This is a genomic window from Alcanivorax sp. REN37, from assembly GCF_041102775.1.
Lineage (GTDB): Bacteria > Pseudomonadota > Gammaproteobacteria > Pseudomonadales > Alcanivoracaceae > Isoalcanivorax > Isoalcanivorax beigongshangi.
The window spans coordinates 744,044-765,602 of sequence record NZ_JBGCUO010000001.1 but is presented as its reverse complement, the minus strand read 5'-3'; the positions used below and the strand labels follow the sequence as shown (position 1 = coordinate 765,602).

Here is a 21,559-nt window from a genome sequence, read left to right as displayed (position 1 = left end):
GGCACCGGTCTCGCAGTGGGATATTCGTACCAAATCTGTCCACACGAATAACCACAACAAAAAAGGATGCGAGGCATGTCCATCTCGACCCTCCTACGGGAGCGGGCCGCGTTGCCGTGGCTGCTGCTCGGCGTATTGTGTTTGTCCCTCAGTGCCTGCGGCGGCAGCAGCAGTGGCAGCGCCCGGCCCGCCACCGGCGGCCCGGAACAGCCCGGCGTCACCGAACCAGAACTGCCCGGCGATGATGACGATGATGACGATGGCGGTGACGGCGGCGAAGGCGGCAATCCCCCGGTGGCGCAGCGGCCCGCCGGCCGCTATCAATTCGCCAACGCCTGCTACCGAGTGGCCAGCAGCGATGGCCGCTACTTGAGCGCCAATCCCTCAAAAAGCCGCTACGACCTCACGGATAACCCCCAACACGCCAGCCCGTTCTACTTCAAACCGGCAGCGCTGGGTGAGTATCTGCTGCTGTCTGACTACCAACGCAATGCCGGCCAGCGCGGCAGTAAACAACTGCTTGGCATCAGCGACCCGGCCGACCTGTTCCTTGATCCAGCCGGTAACTTTGTCGGTGAGCTGGGCTACTTGGTGGCCGGCCTGGGCGACACCCTGAACCTGGTGCTGGACCCGATCGCGCCGCTCGGCAAATTGGTACGCAGCCTCGGCGAACTGGTCACCGGCATCGGCGGCAAAGTCAGCGACATTTCGGTGGCGCCGCGCCTTGGCATGGTGAAAGACGCCAACGACCTGTCGATCTGGGCGCTTAATCCGGTTGGCGATGACGAGCAATACCAGATTCGCTCGCGGGTCACCGGACTGGTGCTCGGTGCCGGTGGCGGCGGCAGCCTGAGTATGGTGTCGCCGTCGGTCGCCGGCCCCGACACCCGTTTTCGCTTTGAGCAAGCCGACGGCTGTGCCGAATACCCGGAAGCCGAACTCAATGCCACCGTGCACGAGGCGCCAGCAATCTATCTGAACGAGGTTGACCGGTTTCGCGGTGTCGCTGGCATTGAAGACGATGACATCTACGGTTTTGTCGACACTCACACCCACATTTCGGCGTTTGAGTTCATTGGCGGCCGGGTGAACTACGGCGCGCCCTTCCATAAATTCGGCGTCGACCATGCCTTGGATGATTGCTCGGTACACCACGGCCCGTTCGGCATGACCGGGCTGGTAGAGCACCTCACCAGCAACCCTGGCCCACACGACACTAAAGGCTGGCCTAGCTACGGATATTGGCCGCGCAACGACTCGCTTCAGCACCACCAAACCTACTATCGCTGGATTGAACGCGCGCACTTGGCCGGCTTGAAAGTGATGGTCAACCATCTGGTGCACAACGAGGTGCTGTGTCAGATCAATCCGCAGAAAAAGAACGAATGCGACAGCATGGCCAGCATCGAACTACAGGCCCGGCGCATGAAAGACATGCAGGACTACATCGACGCCCAGCACGGCGGCCCCGGCCTCGGTTGGTTCCAGCTGGTGACCGATCCGGCGCAGGCACGACAAGTGATTTCCGAAGGCAAGATGGCGGTAATTCTCGGCGTCGAAACCTCGCAAGTGCTCAACTGCGGTGAAAACTTGGGCATGGCGATGTGCACCGAAAAGCAGGTGTTGGAGAACCTCGACCGGCTCTACAACCTCGGTGTGCGCAGCCTGTTCCCGGTGCACAAGTTCGACAACAGCTTCGGCGGCCACCTGCCTGATCTATCGGCCGGGTTCGGCATCGGCACGGTGCTGTATGTGGGCAATATCCTCGAAACGCTGCATCCAATCGAGTTTGAGGAATGCGCCTTCGACGAAGACGCGCCGGAAACCGACGGCAACTCTCTCAAAGCGTTGTCACCCGGCGGCATCTTCGAGCAGTTGCTGTACCACCTGGAGTTCATCGGCAACGTGCTGCCCGGCGCGCCCGGCCCGCTGGCGCAAATCGATCCACGCCGCGGCACCAGTCATTTGTGCAACAGCCGCGGCTTGTCGACGCTGGGCTATTTCCTAATCGAGGAACTAATGAAGCGGCAGATGATGATCGAAACCGACCACATCAGCCAAAAAGCCGCACGCCAGATCCTGGCCGTCACCCAGGGCCGCAATTACCCGGTGATCAACAGTCACGGGAGTTGGGGCGGCAGTAATGCGATCCGCGATCTAATCGCGGCTCAGGGCGGTATTACCGCTGACTTCGCTGGCACTCGTGGCGGCTGGGTCGATGCCCTGCGTAACAACGGTCACCGCCAGCGGCCAGCCGGCCAGCATGTGGGCCCGTTTGGCGGCGCCGGCTTTGCCTCTGATGTGAACGGTATGGCAGCGCTAGCCGGCAACGGTGGCGGCGCCGAGGACTTCGAGCGACTGTATCCGTTTACCTCGGTGGACGGGCGCGTGAGCTTTGACGTGCAACGCACCGGCGATCATGAGTTCAGCCTGTTCGAGGGGCGCGGAGTAGCGCATTACGGTCTTTACCCGGACCAGATCGCCGACATGATCCTGCACAGTGACCGCTCACCGGAGGAGATCGACGACGCGGTGAACCAGCTGTTCACCTCGGCTGAAGCCTACCTGCGCATGTGGGAGCGCATCGGCCAAGCCCAGCGTTGAAAGCACCCCGCCCAGCGTCACCACGAGGCTGGGCGGGGTTGCTCAAGACCATTAAAGTAGGTGCCCCCAGTATCACGGCAGCACTTATGAATCTCGACTACGGTCCTCTCAGCACACTGTTCTACGACGCCAGCAAACCGGTGGGGTACAGCCTCAACGGTGATCTGGCGTTTTATCTGAAGCAGGCGGCCCAGTGCGGCGGCAGGCTGCTGGAACCAGCAGTGGGTACCGGCCGCATGCTGATACCGCTGCTGGAAGCCGGCTTTGAGGTGGATGGTCTCGATCGTTCGGCGGACATGCTGGCGCGCTGCCGCGAGCACTGTCAGGCGCGCGGCCTGAGCGCGCAACTGCTGCAGGCCGACATGGCCGCGTTTGCGTTGCCGCTGCGCTATGCCGGCATCCTGCTGCCCGCCGGGTCATTCTGTCTGATAACCGAACTGGAGCAGGCCCGCGCTGCGCTGGCTTGTTTTCACCATCATCTGCTGCCCGGCGGCCGTTTGGTGCTGGATATCGAGCCACCGCCGAGCACACCCTGGCAACCCTCCAGCACCCGCCTGACGCTGGCCAACGGACGCACCCTGACGCTGGATTGCTCTGTGGCCAACTTCGAACCAGAGCAACAGCGCTATGAACTGGCGCTGCACTATAGGCTGATGGAAGGCGAGCAGGTCGTGGCAGAAGAACAGCAGCCGTTCCCGCTGCGCTGGTATCACGCGGAACAAATGCAACGCTTGCTGGAAACCTCCGGATTCGAGGTGGAGAGCGTGCTATCGGACTACCGTGTTTCGGGAGTCCAATCTGGCGCGGAGATGCTGACCTTTATTGCGCGCCGCAAAAAATAAAAAAACGGGGCTGAAAACCGCCCCGTTTTTCTGTTTCTTAAAACACTGTTACGGGTTTGTCACAGACACGGTGCTGTTGTCCACCTGACCGTTGACGGTGCAGGTACCCAAGCTGCTGTTGAACTTGAAGTAGCTGCCGCCAGTAGAGCCGTTGATGGGCCCAAACACGGCGCCGATGGAACCCGGGCTGCTGGTGCATTTACCCAGCGGGGTACCGACATCCACGTTGGTGAAAGTACCGTTGACAGTGGCGTTAGGAGTGGTCGGAATCGACGACACCGGCACCGAAGCCGTCCACGGGAAGTTCAGCTTTACGCTGCTGCACAAGCCCGCACCGGAAGCACTGCCACTGGTCACATTGATCACCATGTTACCCGCCGCCTCTTCGACAGTACCGGTCAGCGTCAAGGTGCAATTGCGCAGCGTCAGCGAGCCTTTGGACAGGTCCGCAGTGCCGGTAAAGGTGTGCGGGCCATTGCCGCCGTTGATGGTCAGAGCTTGAGCCGTGTTGATGGCCATCAGGCCGACCAGACCCGCCGTGACCGCGATCATTACTTTTTTCATCCTAGCGTTTCCTATGTGGTTATTGTGATGTGGAGAACTGATGCCGTGTGAACGGCGGTTTGATACAGGTCGGCATCCATGCCGGTAGTACCGATCCAAACTCAAGCGCTCCCAGCGCGAACGCCGGGAGCGCTCTCGTCAAGGCCGTGGCAGTTGCGTGTGCAGTTCCAGCTTCGCGCCACCGGACGGAATCAGCAGGCCGTAGTCGGCCATCAGGAAATACGTACCAAAGGTGTTGAGCACCAGGTTCAGCGGCAGCTCCAGCGCGTTAACCGATTGCTGCGCCACTTTCATGGTGCCATCCGCGTTGAAAGACACCGGCCCCGTCAGCTGCAACTGCAACGGCACTTGCACCAAGTCGTGCAGCACATCGCCGAAACCTTCGACCCCCATCGCGGTGGCAATAGCCGTGATGTGCGTCTGAAGCTCCATGGCATCCGCATAGAGGTCCACGGTCAGATCAAGCACCGCCTGACCATCTTGTTCTCGGATGACACCCCGGATCGGTTGACTGCGGCTGCACTGCTTTCCAGACGCAATATCGTCGACGCAAGAGAGGTCATCGATCGCAGGGCGCAACCGCATTACCTGCGGACCGGAGTCCATACCCAGCACCCCTTTCTCGCCTCCCAGTGGCGGGAAGGCGGCGTAGATAGGAAGCGAGGTTCCGAAGATTTGCGCGGGATGCACCACTACTTCCAGACCGCCCAACGCCGCGTCGTAGTCGCCCACTTCCGCCACCAAGGACGCGGTCAAATGCATGAACAAGTTTTCCGGGCACTCAGCGCGGTCGTAGCCGGCGATCACGTTCTGCTGGTCATCGCGGATCTGGCCATTGAGGTAGCCGCAACCGATGTTCAGCCCCGGCATGGACATGTTGTCGCCTGGCTCATACAGGGTAGTGCTCAGGATTTTCGCGCTGTTGCGGATCGGTGCGATCCCGCCAGGATCAAGACAGGGGCCAGCACCCGCACACGCCATCGGGTCGCGCTGAGAACTGTCCACGCCGTCTTCCTCAACGCTGTACTCCATATAGGAAATACGCATCTGGTCCATTTCGGCAGGGATCAGGGAGGGCGCATTGCGCTCATGGCGCAGGTTGCCGTTGGTATCGACGCTGGGTCCGTTAAGCACTTGCAGAACCCGTGTGCTGCTGGCTTCAGCGCGGAAATACTGCACCAAGTCCGGACCGCCTCCGGTGGCCAAATTGACCGATTGCACGATCATGTCGTCGTATCCGACGATCTCGTTATCGGATTCGATGGGGGCTTGCGTCCGTTCCAAGGCATGCAGCTGGGTCTGAATCGGTAACCCGCTAACATCACAAATGGCGCCCTGACCATCACACTGCGCCGACGCGCTGTGGCGGTCTCCGTTGGACGCCAAGCGGTAGCGATAGAGTGCGCCCTCTTTCCAGGGCTGCTGCGGCCAGAACCGCAGCTCCGCCCCATTCACCTCCACTCGTCCCGCTACCGCTCCGAGCGAACGACCACTTTCATCAATTTGTTCGACTTGGTAGCTGCCGCCTAACTGCACCGAGGACGCTGCGATGGGCTTGGAAAAAATAGTGATCAGTGGTCGGTTGGCCGGCAGTGTGCTCAACGGCAGATCCGGTTCCGGCAGCTTCGACAGCTCTGCTACAACGGTGAGCCCCAAATCACTGACTTTCTTGCGGCGGTAGGGCTCGCGCAAACTACCGGCGCAGTAGCCCACCGTGCTGTTGGCGAGATCCAGCGAAGCAGGATCCAAGGCGCACGGCTGACCGGGATAGGTCACCAACAACATTGGCGCGCGCTGTGGCACAGGCTGAACACCAAGGTCGATGAACTGCGGCATCTCACCGGACGAGGAATCTTCGATTCTCCATCCGTACTCGTGCCCCTCGTTCACCTGCACCGGCATCTCCAAGCGCATACCGCTGTTGCCGGCCACGGCGGCGCCGTTCAAGCCGACGATGCCAGTGCCCAAACTCAGTTCGTACAACGACGGTTGCACCTGATCGCCTTGCTGCTGGGCGTAACTCAGCGGCTGCTGCGGCTGCAGGTACAAGGCGCTGCCGCGCACCGCGGCGCTGAACGGCACCGGCACGCCGTTATGCGTCAGAGACAATTGCTCAGCGTCTTGCAGGGCGATCGCCTTGTTGAACATCAGCGTCAGCGGCGCATGAGGGTTCACGCGGGCGGGATCGGCTTCGGCGCCGGCGTGCACTTGCTCAAGCACCCGGTCGTCCACCGGCGGACGCACGCCGCTGGTGGGTTTACCTTCCAGATGCAGGCTGATCAGGGTGCGGGCGTATTCACTAGACAACAGTTGGGGCTCTGCCACCGCGATCACGTCCAGCACCAAGTCGTCGCCACGGGCGCGGGCGGTGCCCACCAGAGCGACGTGCATTAGGGTTTGCGTGACGGCACCGTTGGCGCGGGGGTCTTCCGCGCTGATCGCCACGTCCATCATGGCGCGCACCAACTTCGGCGCATCAGCGGCGCGGCTATAGGGGTTGTCCAGCAGCACGCCCGTGGCATCACTGAGCAATTCCAGCGTCACGCGGCCGGAGGACAGTCCGGCAGCCACTTCACCGCCCAACTGCACATCCAGATTGCTGGCGTTCAGCACGGTACCGCGTGGCAGCCGCAACGGTGTTGCGGCGGGAAACGCTGGCGCATGAGCCAGCTCCACTATCAGGTCGCCATCCAATGCCACCTCGGCCTCTGCGCCGAGCAGTACCGAGGACAACGGCACCTGATTTACCGCGGCGCCAGTCAAGGCACTGGTGCCGCCGCTGACCAAGCTCTGACGCATCATGGCGCGCTCGCGCTGCCGATTGCTCTCCGTTACCGGCGGCCGGGTGTCGACCACGGTGAAGCGATAGCGGGTCTCGGCGCTGCCGGCACTGCCCGGCAGACTGTGACCGGCGGTGCTGAGCAGTCCGCCGCCCAACAGTAACTGGTAGCTGCCGGCAGGCAGGTCCGCCCGTGGGTCCACGGTTAAGTAGGGTCCCACCGCCAGTACATCGGCGGCCACCAACTGATCGTTGGCATCAAGCAAGGCGACGGTGCTGTCTTGCTGATTGCCATAGCGCACGCTGGCTGGGTCCAATGGCTGGCTCAGCTGCAAGCGCAAGCTGGCAAAGTCCGGCACCGCCTGATCCAACGCCGGCCACTGGTTAACCACCGTAAAGCGGTCACCCTGCTGACCGGTGAGCGCAGCATCCCAGCGCGGTGCGGTATTGAAGTCGAGAGTGCGGGCCGGTGCCGTGCCTTTTTCCAGATCAATGGCCGGCAACGCCAGCTGGTACGCCGTCAGCGGCTGCAGCGGCGCAGCCGGGGTCAGCATCAAGCCGCGACCTTGGTCCACTGTCTCTACGTGCAACGCCACCGGTGGCTGACCGGCCGCCACCAATTGCAGTGACAGCGCATGCGGTTGTTTCACGGCGCTGGAAAAACTCAGCATCAGCGGCGCCGTCACCGGCACGTTGTGCTGGCCCGCGGCGGGATAGGCGAACACCAAGTTTTGGTTGCGCCGCTCTATCTGGTTGTCGTAATCAGCGTTGACGTCATCTTTGCTGCCACCGCAGGCGGCCAGGCTGGCAGTGAGTGCCAGCAGCATCCACTTTTTCATTATTGTTCTCCTCTCCCGGCTCAGAAGTTGACGCTGACGGAGCCGACGAACACGTTCACATCGCCGCGCGTCGTGACAGTGGCGTAGCTGCCTGGTGTGGCGCTGCTGGACAGCTGGAAGTCACGCTTGTCCAAGTGCTGGTACTGGTAACCGAGGTCGAGCTGCACTGGCCACGCCAGCAACGGCACGCGCGGAATCTGCGCACTCAGGCCGAGCCCGAACACCGTCTTGTTGGCATCGATGTAGTTCACGTCGAGGGTGCGAGTGCTGGCCAGCGGGCTGCGCTCGCGGGCAACACCGACGGTGAGCATCAGGCTGTCGGAGAGGTCCACTTCCATGCCGACGCGCGGAATGATGATGTCGCGGAAATTGATCTGGCCTTGGTCTTTGATGGTGTCGTGTCGCAGGTCGCGCTGCTGCTTGCCCCAGGCTTGGTATTCACCGGTGAGCCCAAGCCGCATACCACCGAAATCGTATTTGAAACCGAGTGTGGTGATGTCCGGCTGCATAGCGTCGTAGGCGCGAATCGCCATTTGCAGACCCGGCGATTGAATGACCCCCGGTACGGTAATGTCCGCACGCACCTTGGTGCGGGTGTTGGAAGAGGCACGGTAGGACAGCGCGGTTTCCAGATTATCGAGCCAGCATTCCGCCTGGTCACAGAAGGTTTCGCCCCAACGCAGGTTGAAGCCGACGATGGGCCGTACTACCGGCTTGGCGGATACCTCCAGCTGCTCACCGGAGGTGTCACCGCCGAGGCTGGTGCCGGCGTAGAGCTTGGCCTCCGCATGCAGTGTCACCCGCGCGGCGATGCCGGCGTCGATGCCGCGCCACAACTGAGTGCCGATACCGGCGGTGAGAAACAGCGGCTGACGCCCATAGGTGAGGTACTGCGGGCCGCTCTGCGTGTTCGATGAGAACGACAGCATTTCGCGGCCGTACTTTTCCACCCCGGCCATCAGACCGAAGTAGATTGGATGATCACTGCTGGTCAGTCGCGACAGATCGGTTTTGAGACCCAGCATCAGCTGCTGGCTGGGACGGTCCTCAATACGGCGGCCATCGGCCTTGAGGTCATGGTCGGCATGCAGCATGCCGAGCGTAAGGCTGCCGCGCCGGTCTTTGACCAAGTTAGCGGGGTTGTAATAGACCGCAGAAATCTGCGAGGAAAACAGCGACAGCGACTGGGCGGAGGCGACATCGCCCGGCAGGATGCCGTAACTGCTCGGCGCATTGCCCATCGAGGCCCAAACCGGCGCACTCGCCATCCCACACACACCCACAGCCGCACAAAGAATGCGTTTCATTGGCACCGTTTTTACTCCCTGATGATCTTGTTTTTATGCCTTCACGGTATCCATTACCGGAGTCGGAAGACGGCTAGTCAGGACCGTCGACCGCACCAGTCACAGGTGTCCCGTGACGCAGCGCACAGCAAGAGTAGGGGTACAAAAAAAAGCGTGAAAGTGGCGAGGAATAACCGAAGTATTTGACTCGGATTCAAACGAAACGGAGGTGTCAGGCGATTAGAATAAACTTTACAAAAACCGCCTTATTTCATTTATCAATGCAAAAACTCGACACACCATGGTGCTGATAAGGCGTCAAAAAATAAAAATAATAAGACTATTTTTTACGCTCTCACCAGGGTGCCATCATGGCACCTTCGCGCAAGCTGGACATAGACACGCGGTACCACGTTGCGCGGCCGGAAGGGTCGCGCGCACTGACGCGGACACCGGCTGGTGGCGGCACCAGCAATCCACCTCGAAGCGGCCACAGGCGGCCGGTGCACACTGGTTGTCAGCGCCACAGACGGGGCACTGCTGGATCGGGGACGGCACAGCGGAACGGGGAACAGTCACGATCAAGTCCGGCAGGTAACAGGGCGCACAGCATAGGCGGTTTGCCTTGCGACCGCAGTGCGCGCCAGCGGCTGACCCAAAACCGTACATCAGTGTCGGCCACCCCATAGTGCTCGCCGCGCCAAGTGTCGATGCTGTATGCCGGCATTTTCGCCTTGACCTGCAAGGACCATAACAATGACAACGACTTGCCTTACACCGTCCCACCTTGCTGCCGGTTCGGCGCTGCTGCTGGCAGCGCTATTGACCGGTTGTGGCGGCAGCTCCTCATCGTCATCCAATCCGGTTCGAGTTGCGCAAAGCTGCTTTTGGGGCGGCCCCTATGTGCGCGAGGTTCCGGAGACCAACATTGCGTATCCCGACACCGGCGCCACCTATTGGAGTGCACGCTTCGAGCTGCCACCCGGCGCGTCGCTGGAACTGCATGGCAATTTCCCGCAGGGGCGCTACATGTCGCTGACCAGCTATGACGAAGACCGGCCCTACTCAACGTTGTCGGATCGCGACATTGAACCGCTGCCAGGCCACATCAACCCATTCCGCACGGGCCACCCCCGCTCGGAAGCGCAGCGTAGTTACCAGGTAACGCTGGCCGAGAACGCCAACGGCGCCAGCAACACGGTGGAGCTGGTGCGAGCCGAAAGCATCGTGTTGTACCGGGTTTATGTGGCCGATCCGGGGCTGGATCGCCAAGGCGGCCAGCCGCTACCAGCACCGGTACTAACGCTGGCCGACGGCCGTACACTGGAAGGCGAAGCGGCCTGTACCGAGCTGTCAGCCAGCCGCGAAGTGCTGAAAATCCCGATGATACCGGCGCCTGCCTATGACGCCATGCGCGCGGCGAACAACCCGGCTATGGATCCGCCACTGTTCCGCGCGGCCTACAGCTCGACGGTAAATATCGACTGCAGCTTCCTGAACAAATGCGCCGAGCACGAGCAACAACCGGCGCAGCGGGAGGTGCGTTTCTACGCGGTACTCGACAACCAATACGTTTATTCCTATGTGGACCGCGCCATCAAACCGCTGGTGGTGCTGCGCGGGAAGTTGCCGAAAACGCCCCAGACCCGTGGCGCCAGCCACTTCGACGACAACGGCAGCGAGCTGCGCTACTGGTCGCTGTGCCAGAACGAGTACTTCTCCCAGCGGGTGAATGCCTGCTTGTATGACGAGCAATTACTGGTGGGCGACAACGACGAGTACTTGATCGTCACCGGACTGGAGCAGGATCGCCCCAGTAACGCTACGGACGCTTGCAAGGTGAATTTCCTGCCCTGGCCGGAAGCGGGCGATGGGCGCGGCCTGTTTGAAGGGGGCACCAACAACGAGACCGACGGTTTCCTGATTCTGCGTAACATGCTGCCGGCACCCGGTTTCACCCAAGCAGTACAGCACACCAGCACGCCCGGTGATGAGGCCCAGGTCATGGGCGAATACTTGCCGGATACCGCCTACTTCACCGTCGATGAATTTGAAGCCTTTGGCTGCGACGTGTTCGACCAGCTGCAACGTCCATTGCAGTGATTCCAGCTGCGCAGCCCCGATCTGGGGCTGCGCGCCTCTCCGCTCTAGCCGCCCGCTACTCGCCGTCGCCGTTGCGCACCAACACCAAGTGATAGTTCCCCGGTTCCGGCACCTCGTACTCAGCCATTGGTACAACACCGCAAATGAGAATGATTGACTTTATCAAGATCGATCTATAAGTTGATAACGTCAACCATTTCGAGGCACTGCTGTGTACACCCGTTACCTGGTCGATCCCCTTCACCGACTCACCCGCGCTTATTTTCGCCACTTGCGTCACGCCATGGCAGGTGCCGACATCGCCTTGCCGATGGGGCAAGTGCGGGCGGTGAAGGTGGTCAGTTTGCTGATGCCGGAGGCCACGCCCCACGCCTTGGCGCAGGCATTGGATCGTGACAAAGCACAGATCACCCGTTTGCTGAACGAACTTGGCAGCGCCGGGCTGGTGGGACGTCACCCGCACCCCGACGACGGACGCCGCCAGCTGTTGACCATCACTGCCGAGGGTCTGGCACTGCTCAAACGCCTGCAACAGCTGGAGCAGCAGACCATGGCCCGCATGAGCGCCGGCCTCAGTGACGAGGACGTGGCGCACTTCATCCGCATGGCGGACACCATGACCGCCAATCTGGACCAAAGAGGTTCCCAATGACGACGCCCCGCCGCCCCACACCGCGCACCCTGCGCGTACTGGGCTCTGAAACCATTACTCCGAACATGCTGCGCGTCACCCTCGGCGATGCCGGCCCCGACCGCTTCCCGCGCGATCAAGAAAGCGCCTACATCAAATTGATGTTCCCAGAAACCGACAGCTCGCCGGCGTTGATGCGCACCTACACCGTGCGCTTCCAACGTGACGACGCTTTCGATGTCGACTTCGTGTTGCACGAAGATGGCGGACCGGCGGCGCAATGGGCGCTCAACGCCAAACCCGGTGATGAAATCCTGATCGGCGGCCCCGGGCCGAAGAAGCTGGTCGATCCCAGCGCTGACTGGTTCCTGTTGGCGGGCGACATGACTGCCCTGCCGGCGCTGAGCGTGAATCTGGAGCAGATGCCGGCTGATGCGGTCGGCGACGCGGTGATCGAGATCCTGCATGCCGACGATGTGCAGCCGCTGCAACATCCGCCCGGCGTCACCCTGCATTGGCTGGTGAATCCACATCCGGGCGAACAGCCACAACTGCTGGCTGATCATCTGGCCACACTGCCCTGGCGTGACGGCCGGCCGTCGATCTGGGCGGCCTGTGAGTTCAGCGGCATGCGCGCGCTGCGCAAGTTCTTCCGCGAACAGCGCAATGTGGACCGCCGTGCGCTGTACATTTCCAGCTACTGGAAACAGGGCAGCACCGAGGACCAGCACAAGGTCATCAAGAACGACGACGCCCGCGCCGACGAACAAGCGTGAGCGTTCAGCCGGCGCCGGATGCGGTGGCAGCCGGCGCGTTATCCAGCCATGACAACGCCAACTCGCCGGCCTGCCGGATCCGCTGCGGATCCTGGTAGGTCCGAGCCATCAGGATCGCGCCTTCATACAACGCCACCATCTGCTGTCCGAGCCGCTCCGCCTGTGGCGCCGGCCAATGGCAGCGGTACAGGTGCGCAAACGCCTGCGCCCACTCATCAAAAAATGCCTGCACTGCGGTCAGCAGTTTCGGTGACGCGCCGGGCGCGTCCACCGCAATCACCCCCATCAAACAGCCGATCGGCCCGTCCATGAACAACTTGGCGGCGCGCTGGTTGATCGCGGCCATGCGCTCGGCGGCCGACCGCTGCTCGTCATAGGCGACGGCAAACAGGTACTGACTGATTTGTGCGTGGGTGTATGCCAGCACGTCGGCGAGCAGCGCCTGCTTGGTGGGGTAATGGTGATAGAACGCCGCTTTGGTCAAGCCGCAGGCGCGCGCCAAAGCCTCCATCGAAGTGCCGTGCAAACCACTGTCCTTGAACACCACGGCGCAGCTGTGTAGCAGCTGCTCACGTGAAATTTTCTGCGGACGCATGACGCTCTACTCCCGACGTGAAGGGTCGAGAAAGAGTAAATGGCGCCAGTATTCATCGCAACTTGAAAGTTACTAAACGTTCGTTTAGTTTGCAGAAATTACATCCCGGAACGCCGCACGCCGGCCACCGCGGCCCTATTCCCGACTCAGGACCCAGCCATGAGCACCTCCCAGCCCCTCACACTGCACGCCGCCGATGGCTACCCGTTGGCGGCCTGCCTATACCCGGCCCAAGGCCCGGTGCAAGCCAACCTGTTGGTGGCCAGCGCCACCGGGGTGCCGCAACAGTTCTACCGCCGCTTTGCGGAGTTCGCGGCCAGCCAGGGCATGCAGGTGCTGACGTTCGACTACCGTGGTATTGGCGGCTCACGCCCTGCGGATCTGGCGACGGCGGACATCAGCTATGTCGACTGGGGAGAGTTGGATCTGGCCGCCGCCGTGGCCCATTTCGCCGATGCTGACGCGCCGCTGTATGTGGTCGGCCATTCGTTCGGGGGGCACGCGCTGGGCATGCTACCCGCCCCACAGCAAGTAACCGCCGCCTACGTGGTGGGCTGTGGCGCCGGCTGGGCCGGCTGGATGCCGCGCCTGGAAGGCTTGAAAGTGCGGTTGATGTGGAACCTGGTGCTGCCGCTACTGGTACGGCGCACGGGCTATTTGGCCTGGAGCCGCTTTGGCATGGGCGAGGACCTGCCGAAAGGTGTCTATCAGCAATGGAAGCGTTGGTGCCGTTGGCCGCACTACCTGTTCGATGATCCGCAGCAAAGTGCACTGCACCAACGCTACGCCGCGGTACGCATCCCGATGCTGTTCGCCAACGCGCTGGATGACGACTGGGCGCTGCCACGTTCGCGCGATGCGTTCATCTCTGGCTACCGCAATGCACCCTGCCAAACCCGCGACCTGACGCTGGAGCGCGGCGCGCTTGGCCACATGGGTTATTTCCGGCCCGGTGCCCAATGGCTGTGGCAGGAGATGCTCGACACGCTGCCGCAACTGGCGCCGCGCTGACCGGCGGCGATTGGGCGGCAGCGGCGTTGTCACGTACCATGACCGCTGCTCCGACCGACAGGAGGCGCCGTGCCGCCCGCAGTTTCCGCCGTTCCCCCGCGCCCGTTCTGGCAAACCTTCAGCATCTTCGTATTACCGCTGGTGTTGACCAATATCCTGCAAAGTCTGGCTGGCACCGTGAACACGGTGTTTGTCGGCCAACTGCTCGGTGTCGAAGCGGTGGCGGCAGTGTCGGTGTTCCTGCCGATCCTGCTGTGCCTGCTGGCATTCGTGATCGGGCTGTCCTCCGGCACCACAGTGGTGGTGGGCCAAGCCTGGGGCGCCAAGAACCCGGAGCTGGTGCGCCGCGCGGCCGGCAATGCGGTGTTCCTGACGCTGGTGGCCAGCGTCACGCTGAGTGTGTTCGGGCTATGGCAGTCGAAATCGATCCTGATGCTGCTCGGTACCGACCCGGCGATCTTGTCGCTGGCACTGCCCTACTTCCACGTGATGATGGCGGGGCTGCCGCTGATCTTTCTGCAAATCGTCTATACCGCCCTGCTGCGCGGCGTCGGTGACAGCCTGTCGCCGCTCTACGCGTGGGTGCTGACCATTGCCGTAGGACTGACGGTCACGCCAATGCTGATCCACGGCAGTTTCGGCCTACCGCAACTGGGCACCATGGCGCCGGCGGTGGCCAACCTGATCGGCAACACCTTGGCGATCACGCTGCTGATCATTCTCCAACGCCGTGGCGGCCGGGTGCTGCAAGTGGACCGCGCGCTGCTCGCCAAGGTGCGGTTCGATGCACAGATGACCGCCACCATTCTGCGGCTGGGCATTCCCACCGGCGTGCAGATGATTACCACCGCAGTGGCTGGACTGGTGCTGATCGGCCTGATCAACCAATTCGGCAGCGCCGCCACTGCGTCCTATGGCGCGGTAGCGCAGGTGATCAACTACATCCAGTTCCCGGCGCTGTCGATCGGCATCGCCTGCTCGATCTTCGCGGCGCAGGCAATCGGTGCGCGGCGGCCAGAACAGGTGGCGGTGGTAACGCGCACCGCCAGCATCATGAACCTGGTGATCACCGGTGGACTGATCCTGCTGGCGTACCTGACCAGCCGCCATCTGACCTCGCTGTTCATCACCGATGACGAAGTGCTGGAGCTGGCGCAGGGTCTGCTGCACATCGCGCTGTGGTCGATCCTGTGCTTCGGCGGCAGTGTGGTGCTGTCCGGCACCATGCGCGCCAGCGGCACGGTATGGACACCGATGGCCATCACACTGTCAGTGATTATCTTGGTGCAGCTGCCGCTGGCCTGGTGGCTGAGCCGCCGCATGGGGCTGGATGGCATCTGGTATGCCTACGCGGTGAACTTCACGCTCGGCTTTGCGCTGCAGTGGGCCTATTACCAGTGGGTGTGGAAGAAACGGCCGCTGGTGGCACTGGACAGCGTCAGCGCATCGCCAGCGACCTGACGCCGGCGGTCAGATCAGTGCGCGACCAGTGTGGCGCTGCAACACCGCCAGCGGGCTGGTGCCCGGGTCGTACTGGTTTTCCACCGCCAAGTGCAGGGTCTGCTCCAGCATGTACTGGCCGGACAACACGCCGTGGGACACTTGGTCAGAGAAACATACCCACACTGAGCCAGGCGGAAACGCCACCCGCTGCTCATCCACCTGCTGCTGGTAAGTGAGGTCGGATTTCATCTGGTCGTGCAGTTGCAGCATCAGATGGTCGTACTCACTGCGCCGTGACTTGGTGATGCCCAGCGAATCCAGCACCCCGGCCTGCCACGCCACATAGCGCTTGGCGCGCGGCAGCATGGTGCGCACCACGTCATCGAAACGTTCACCCAAACGCCACACACGGGGTTCACCGTGGGGGTTGATGTTGGTGAACACGCGCAGGATGCGCTCGCCATAGTTGGGCCGTGACGGGAATGCGTCCACGTGCATGCGGCGATCATCGGCGCGCCAAGACTGGCGACGGCTGTCCACCGGCATCGGCCGGTAGCTGGTGGCCGCCACCCGCAGCGCACCGCGATATCGCGGTAGCAAGGACTCCACCAGGGATTGGGCCTGATGGCGGAACCGCCCGACCATCTCGGTCAGCGCCCGGTGAGTATCGGCCTCAGCCTGCGCGCCCTTGAGTTCACCCGCGCCGTCGAGACTGATGTTGCGCACTTTGGGCGCCAGCAACTGCGGATCCAGCAACGCCTGTTCTTGCGGTTGCAGGCGGAACGGCAACTGCGGGAAATACAGCACTTTCCCGGCTTCCAACGCCGCCGCCCAGGCCGGATCACTGTGTCCCCACTGCCAATCGTTCACTGGCATTTCGAGGATTCTGCCGCTCATTGCACCTCCCGTTCTCGCGCCACAGCGGTTTGTGAAAAATTCGTGAAAGCGAGACACAGAGTAATATAAAGCGGCAGCGCGCTCCAGTGGAACGCGATTCATTTTCATTCATGATGGCGGCGAAGCACCGCGGTAAATCCGCCGCTAAGCGGGCGTCCGAGGCGTTCAAGATAGGGGCGTGGCAGACCGTAGTGAGGACTTACCCTTGCTGACGGAGCCAATGCTGGAGGAATTCGGTCACGGCGGCACGCTCGCCCCGGAACAGCACCCGGTGCGCGGTCTCGCGGCGTTGGTAGGCGTACATGGGATCGTAATACTCCACCAGCAGTGCTTCGATCCAAGCGCAGTGAGCGCTGACATCGCCACTGCTCTGCTGCACCGCCAGCGCCTGAGCCATCAGTTTGGACAGCTGCCGATGGCGCGCATGGCCGAGGCGTTTGACGATGTTGTCCAGGCTCTGCCGCAGACGTTCGGCAAAACGCTGCGGGCCGGCTTCCGGCCCATGCAGGGCGACAAACTCGGCGCACAGCTTCACCACATAGTCGTCGACAATGCGCGCCACCCGTCCGGCCAAGCTGTCTTCCAGCCATACCAGCGGCGCCTGCAGCATGCCGCGATGGAGCGACAGCGGCAGTGAGCACGCGCCCACCAACCGCGCCTCATCCTCCACCACAAAACGACGCGCACCGGCAGAACGCTGGCGCAGCAGATCCAGCGCCAGTCGGTTTTCAAAATCGATCTGGCCGGGCTGGGCGGTGGCATGTTTGCCAAAGCTGGATCCTCGGTGATGGGCATGGCCTTCCAAGTCCAGCGCTTGGTCCAGCGTCGCCAGCACCTCGGTCTTGCCGGTACCGGTCATGCCGCCGAGCACCACCCAGTGACACTGCGCTACCGCCTGCTCGGTGGTATCGATCAGCACCGTGCGCAGCGCCTTGTAGCCGCCTTCCACATAGGGCAGCTGCACGCCGGCCTCCTGCAACCACTGCTGCACGATGCGCGAGCGCAAGCCGCCCCGGAAGCAATACAACACGCCATCAGGATGCTGCTGCGCGAACGCCGCCCACGCCGCCACCCGCGCCCGCTTCACCGCACCGCCGACCAGCTGGTGACCCAGTTCGATCGCTGCGTGCTGCCCGTGCTGCTTGTAGCAGGTGCCGACTTTCTGACGCTCGATATCGTTCATGAGCGGTAGGTTGCAGGCGGCGGGGAAGGCGCCCTTAGCAAACTCCACCGGTGCGCGCACATCCATCAGCGGCACCCCCGACCGCAGCAAACCGGCAAGGTCAGTAACAGCGCTCATCCGGCCAGCACCACCGCATGGGGGCCGGCCGGCTCCAGCACGCCGATCGGAGACAGCGCCAGCCCCGCCGCCGCAGCGGTGGCCACAAATTCCGCCTCGCCCGCTGCCGTCACTGCCACCAGCAAACCGCCGCTGGTCTGCGGATCGCACAGCAGTTGCCGCTGCACCAGCGTCAGTGCCGCGATGCGGTGACCATAGCTGTCATAGTTGCGCTGGGTGCCGCCCGGCACGCAACCAGCGGCCAGATAATGCTCGACGCCGTCCAAGCGTGGCACGGCAGCCGCCTGCAAGCGCGCAGTCAGACCGGCGCCGTCTGCCATTTCCACCAAGTGCCCCAGCAACCCGAACCCGGTGACATCGGTCATCGCGGTCACTGCTGGCAGCGCCGCGAACGCCAGCCCGACCTCGTTCAGTGTGCACATCCAGTCGCGCGCCACGTGTTCATCACCGGGCCGCAGCAGCGCTTTTTTCTCGGCCGTGGTGTAGATGCCGATGCCCAGCGGCTTGGTCAGGTACAGGCGATCACCGGCCTGCGCGGTGTCGTTGCGTTTAAGCCGGTCGCGGGTCACTTCGCCAGTCACCGCCAGACCAAAAATTGGTTCCGGCGCGTCGATCGAATGACCACCAGCCAGCGGGATGCCGGCCGCATCGCAGGCAGCGCGACCGCCGCGCACCACCTCGCGCGCCACTTCCGGCGCCAGCACATTCACCGGCCAGCCGAGAATGGCGATTGCCATCAGCGGTCGGCCGCCCATGGCGTAAATGTCGCTGATGGCATTGGTGGCAGCGATACGGCCGAAATCAAACGGGTCATCGACGATGGGCATGAAGAAATCAGTGGTGGAGACCACCGCACGGTCGTCATCGAGGCCGTACACCGCGGCATCATCGCGCGAGCTATTACCGACCCACAACTGCGGGTCCAGGTGCTGAGCACCACTGCCGGCGAGGATCACATCCAGCACTTGGGGAGAGATTTTGCAGCCGCAACCAGCACCGTGGCTGTATTGGGTAAGGCGGATCGGGGAACTCATCGGGCAGGCCTGTCGGACGTCAAAATCCGATGGTAACAAAGCGTGCAAGCCGCGCGCGAACGCACATTGCGACCAAAGGCCAAAAGGCCGCACCCGGCTTCTGTGGTACCACAGAGGGCAAAGCCGGCCGTCGCCGGATGCCATGTCCTGTTTGTGAGTCAGCCATGTCCACTGTACTGCCCCCGCATTACCTGAACGCCCATCGCCAGGCCGCTGAACAGCCGGAACATTTCTGGGCCGAACACGCCGCCGCGCTGGATTGGCACCGCCCTTGGCAACAGGTGCTGGATGCCAGCGATGCACCGTTTTACCGCTGGTTTGCCGGCGCCGAATGCAATATCTGCCACAACGCCCTCGATCGCCATGTGGCGGCCGGCCGCGGCGCCCAAGCCGCGCTGATCTACGACAGCCCGGTCACCGGCCAACAACGTCGCTACAGCTACCAGCAGTTGCTGGACGAGGTTGCCCGCTGCGCCGGCGCGCTGCAACAACGCGGCGTGCAGGTCGGCGACCGGGTGGTGATCTACATGCCGATGGTGCCGGAAGCGGTAATCGCCATGCTCGCCTGCGCCCGCATCGGCGCGGTGCATTCAGTGGTGTTCGGCGGCTTTGCCGCGCCGGAATTGGCCAAACGCATCGACGACGCCACGCCGACGCTGATCATCAGCGCCTCCTGCGGCATTGAGCCGGGGCGCACGCTGGCCTACCACCCACTGCTGGAGCAGGCGCTGGCGCTGTCCAGCCATCAGCCACGCCACTGCCTGATCCTGCAGCGCGAGCAACTGCGCGCCGAGCTGAAGCCGGGCCGTGATCTGGACTGGCACACTGAAGTCAGCACCGCCGCACCGGTGGCCTGTGTGCCGGTGCCGGCCACCGCGCCGCTGTACGTGCTCTACACCTCCGGCACCACCGGCAAGCCGAAAGGCGTGGTGCGCGATCACGGCGGCCACGCGGTGGCGCTGCACTACTCCATGGAAACGGTCTACAACACCGCTCCCGGCGAGGTGTTCTGGGCGGCGTCGGATGTGGGCTGGGTGGTGGGGCATTCCTACATTGTCTACGCGCCGCTGCTGCGCGGTTGCACCACGCTGCTGTACGAGGGCAAGCCGGTGGGCACGCCGGATGCCGCCGCATTCTGGCGTGTGATTGCTGAGCATCGGGTGAATACGTTCTTTACTGCGCCCACCGCCCTGCGGGCGATCAAAAAAGAAGACCCAGACGGTGCGCTTGCCCGCCACCATGACCTGTCCAGCCTGCGCGCCCTCTACCTGGCTGGCGAGCGTTCCGACGCCGATACCGTGCACTGGGCCGAGCAACTGTTGCAGGTGCCGGTGGTGGATCACTGGTGGCAGACCGAACTCGGTTGGCCAGCGATTGCCAACTGCCAGGGCTTGGCACCGCTGCCGGTGAAAGCCGGTTCATCCAGCGTGCCGGTGCCGGGCTTCCAGCTGGCGGTGCTGGATCAGGACGGCCAGCCGCTCCCGCCCGGCGAAATCGGTCAACTGGCGCTGAAACTGCCGCTGCCGCCGGGCACCCTCAGCACGCTGTGGCATAACGAGGACGGCTACCGCAGCGGCTATTTGGAACGCTTCCCCGGCTACTACCAGACCGGCGACGCCGGCTATGTGGACGCAGACGGCTACGCCTGGGTGATGTCGCGTATCGACGACATCATCAACGTGGCCGGCCACCGACTGTCCACCGGCGCCATGGAGGAAGTGGTGGCCGGTCACAGCGATGTGGCGGAATGCGCGGTGATCGGCGTGGCGGATGCGCTCAAAGGCCAGCTGCCACTGGGGCTGGTGGTGCTGAAAGCCGGCGTGCAGCGGTCGCCCGCTGATATCTGCGCTGAAGTGGTGGCGCAGGTGCGCAACCAGATCGGCGCGGTGGCGTCGCTGAAATCGGTGCTGGTGGTAGAGCGGCTGCCGAAAACCCGTTCCGGCAAAGTGCTACGCGCCACCCTGCGCGCCATTGCCGACGGCCAGCCCTACCAAGTGCCGGCCACCATCGATGACCCGCGTACGCTGGAAGAGCTGGCGCCACTGCTACGTCCCGGCTGAGCGCCGCGGGGTATATCATGGCGCCCTGCTCCGGGTCGCTCGCGGCCCGGCCTTCACCGCCCAAGCAAGGAGCTCCGTGATGGAAATCGAAGTCTGGTCCGACGTGATCTGCCCATTTTGCTATATCGGCAAACGCAAACTCGAAGTCGCTCTGGAGCAAACTGGCATCAGCGCCACGCTGCACTGGCGCAGCTTCGAGCTCAACCCGATGGCGCCGCCGTCCTACGGTATCGGCCTGCTGGAGCTGTTCACCGGCCATTACGGCATGTCGCAGGAACAGGCACTGGGCCTGCTGCATCATGAAGAGCGGGAAGCGCAGCGCATGGGATTGGCGTTCGACTGGCAGGCCGCCCAGCCCGGCAGCACCTTCCACGCCCACCGCCTGCTGAAACTGGCCGCCAGCCAAGGGCTAGCAGACGCGGTGCAAGAGCGTTTCATGCGCGCTTACTTCTCCGAGGGCGCTCGCATCGGTGATGCCGCTGTGCTGCAACAGTTGGCAGAGGAAGCCGGTTTAGCCGCCGACACCGTGGCGTCAGTGCTACAAGGCAGGGAGTACACCCAAGACGTCCGCGCTGACCAACGCCGCGCCCAAGAACTGGGCATTCGGGGCGTGCCTTACTTCCTCATCAACGGCCAGGTGGCGGTATCCGGCGCCCGTGAAGTCGCTGATTTTGTCGACGTGCTGCAATCACAGCGCAGTCCAGACACCGCTGGCGAGCAATGCGCGGACGGTCGCTGCGACCTGCCGTCCTAAACCCGGCTCGCGCTGCGCAAAAAATGTGCAAATAGCACAAT

The 21,559-nt window shown here is 62.9% G+C and carries 17 protein-coding genes; 9 read left to right on the top strand and 8 right to left on the bottom strand.

Annotated elements, in window-relative coordinates:
• Positions 1–75: 75 nt before the first annotated feature.
• Together AB5I84_RS03400 and AB5I84_RS03395 are read left to right on the top strand one after the other, a co-directional pair.
• A complete protein-coding gene (locus tag AB5I84_RS03400; protein ID WP_369454436.1) occupies positions 76–2,604 on the top strand; it encodes a hypothetical protein in 2,529 nt (842 codons plus the stop codon).
• Positions 2,605–2,690: 86 nt separating this feature from the next.
• Positions 2,691–3,446, top strand: a complete 756-nt coding sequence (locus AB5I84_RS03395) for a class I SAM-dependent methyltransferase (protein WP_369454435.1) — start codon at positions 2,691–2,693, stop codon at positions 3,444–3,446.
• 48 nt (positions 3,447–3,494) lie between these two features.
• On the opposite strand, the gene AB5I84_RS03390 is transcribed toward AB5I84_RS03395, so the two are convergent.
• The 4 genes from AB5I84_RS03390 to AB5I84_RS03375 form a co-directional block, all read right to left on the bottom strand.
• On the bottom strand, positions 3,495–4,010 hold the full coding sequence (locus tag AB5I84_RS03390) for a PraA/PraB family alkane oxidation protein activator (protein WP_369454434.1): 516 nt from the start codon (positions 4,008–4,010) through the stop codon (positions 3,495–3,497).
• 138 nt (positions 4,011–4,148) lie between these two features.
• On the bottom strand, positions 4,149–7,628 hold the full coding sequence (locus AB5I84_RS03385; RefSeq protein WP_369454433.1) for an Ig-like domain-containing domain: 3,480 nt from the start codon (positions 7,626–7,628) through the stop codon (positions 4,149–4,151).
• A 20-nt stretch (positions 7,629–7,648) separates the two neighbouring features.
• On the bottom strand, positions 7,649–8,896 hold the full coding sequence (locus AB5I84_RS03380) for an OmpP1/FadL family transporter (protein WP_369454432.1): 1,248 nt from the start codon (positions 8,894–8,896) through the stop codon (positions 7,649–7,651).
• A gap of 387 nt (positions 8,897–9,283) precedes the next feature.
• Positions 9,284–9,583 (bottom strand): cysteine-rich CWC family protein, encoded by a 300-nt coding sequence (locus AB5I84_RS03375; RefSeq protein WP_369456055.1) that lies wholly within the window; start codon positions 9,581–9,583, stop codon positions 9,284–9,286.
• A gap of 87 nt (positions 9,584–9,670) precedes the next feature.
• Here AB5I84_RS03375 and AB5I84_RS03370 point away from each other — a divergent pair, with 87 nt between their 5' ends.
• From AB5I84_RS03370 to AB5I84_RS03360, 3 genes are all read left to right on the top strand, one after another.
• Positions 9,671–11,017 (top strand): hypothetical protein, encoded by a 1,347-nt coding sequence (locus AB5I84_RS03370; RefSeq protein WP_369454431.1) that lies wholly within the window; start codon positions 9,671–9,673, stop codon positions 11,015–11,017.
• A gap of 211 nt (positions 11,018–11,228) precedes the next feature.
• Positions 11,229–11,669 carry a MarR family winged helix-turn-helix transcriptional regulator gene (locus AB5I84_RS03365; RefSeq protein WP_369454430.1) on the top strand — a complete coding sequence of 147 codons (441 nt, stop codon included), beginning with the start codon at positions 11,229–11,231 and terminating at the stop codon, positions 11,667–11,669.
• Complete coding sequence (locus AB5I84_RS03360) at positions 11,666–12,424, top strand: siderophore-interacting protein (RefSeq protein WP_369454429.1); 759 nt, start codon at positions 11,666–11,668, stop codon at positions 12,422–12,424. Before AB5I84_RS03365 ends, AB5I84_RS03360 begins: the two co-directional genes overlap by 4 nt.
• A gap of 4 nt (positions 12,425–12,428) precedes the next feature.
• Here AB5I84_RS03360 and AB5I84_RS03355 read toward each other — a convergent pair whose 3' ends face one another.
• On the bottom strand, positions 12,429–13,019 hold the full coding sequence (locus tag AB5I84_RS03355; RefSeq protein WP_369454428.1) for a TetR/AcrR family transcriptional regulator: 591 nt from the start codon (positions 13,017–13,019) through the stop codon (positions 12,429–12,431).
• A 159-nt stretch (positions 13,020–13,178) separates the two neighbouring features.
• Here AB5I84_RS03355 and AB5I84_RS03350 point away from each other — a divergent pair, with 159 nt between their 5' ends.
• A complete protein-coding gene (locus tag AB5I84_RS03350) occupies positions 13,179–14,030 on the top strand; it encodes an alpha/beta hydrolase family protein (protein WP_369454427.1) in 852 nt (283 codons plus the stop codon).
• Between the two features lie 69 nt (positions 14,031–14,099).
• The gene (locus AB5I84_RS03345) at positions 14,100–15,491 is read left to right on the top strand and encodes an MATE family efflux transporter (protein WP_369454426.1); all 1,392 of its coding nucleotides are present in this window, start codon (positions 14,100–14,102) and stop codon (positions 15,489–15,491) included.
• A gap of 9 nt (positions 15,492–15,500) precedes the next feature.
• Here the strand turns inward: AB5I84_RS03345 and kdoO are convergent, their stop codons facing one another.
• The 3 genes from kdoO to selD form a co-directional block, all read right to left on the bottom strand.
• Positions 15,501–16,370, bottom strand: a complete 870-nt coding sequence (gene kdoO / locus AB5I84_RS03340; RefSeq protein WP_369454425.1) for a Kdo hydroxylase KdoO — start codon at positions 16,368–16,370, stop codon at positions 15,501–15,503.
• A gap of 199 nt (positions 16,371–16,569) precedes the next feature.
• Positions 16,570–17,670, bottom strand: coding sequence for a tRNA 2-selenouridine(34) synthase MnmH (gene mnmH, locus AB5I84_RS03335; protein WP_369454423.1), 1,101 nt, complete (start codon positions 17,668–17,670; stop codon positions 16,570–16,572).
• Complete coding sequence (gene selD, locus AB5I84_RS03330) at positions 17,667–18,704, bottom strand: selenide, water dikinase SelD (RefSeq protein ID WP_369454421.1); 1,038 nt, start codon at positions 18,702–18,704, stop codon at positions 17,667–17,669. Before selD ends, mnmH begins: the two co-directional genes overlap by 4 nt.
• 164 nt (positions 18,705–18,868) lie before the next feature.
• Between selD and AB5I84_RS03325 the strand changes: the two genes are divergently transcribed.
• Both AB5I84_RS03325 and AB5I84_RS03320 read left to right on the top strand, forming a co-directional pair.
• Positions 18,869–20,764 (top strand): propionyl-CoA synthetase, encoded by a 1,896-nt coding sequence (locus AB5I84_RS03325; protein WP_369454420.1) that lies wholly within the window; start codon positions 18,869–18,871, stop codon positions 20,762–20,764.
• A gap of 79 nt (positions 20,765–20,843) precedes the next feature.
• Entirely contained in the window at positions 20,844–21,518 is a 675-nt protein-coding gene (locus AB5I84_RS03320; protein ID WP_369454419.1) for a DsbA family oxidoreductase, read from the top strand.
• Positions 21,519–21,559 lie beyond the last annotated feature (41 nt).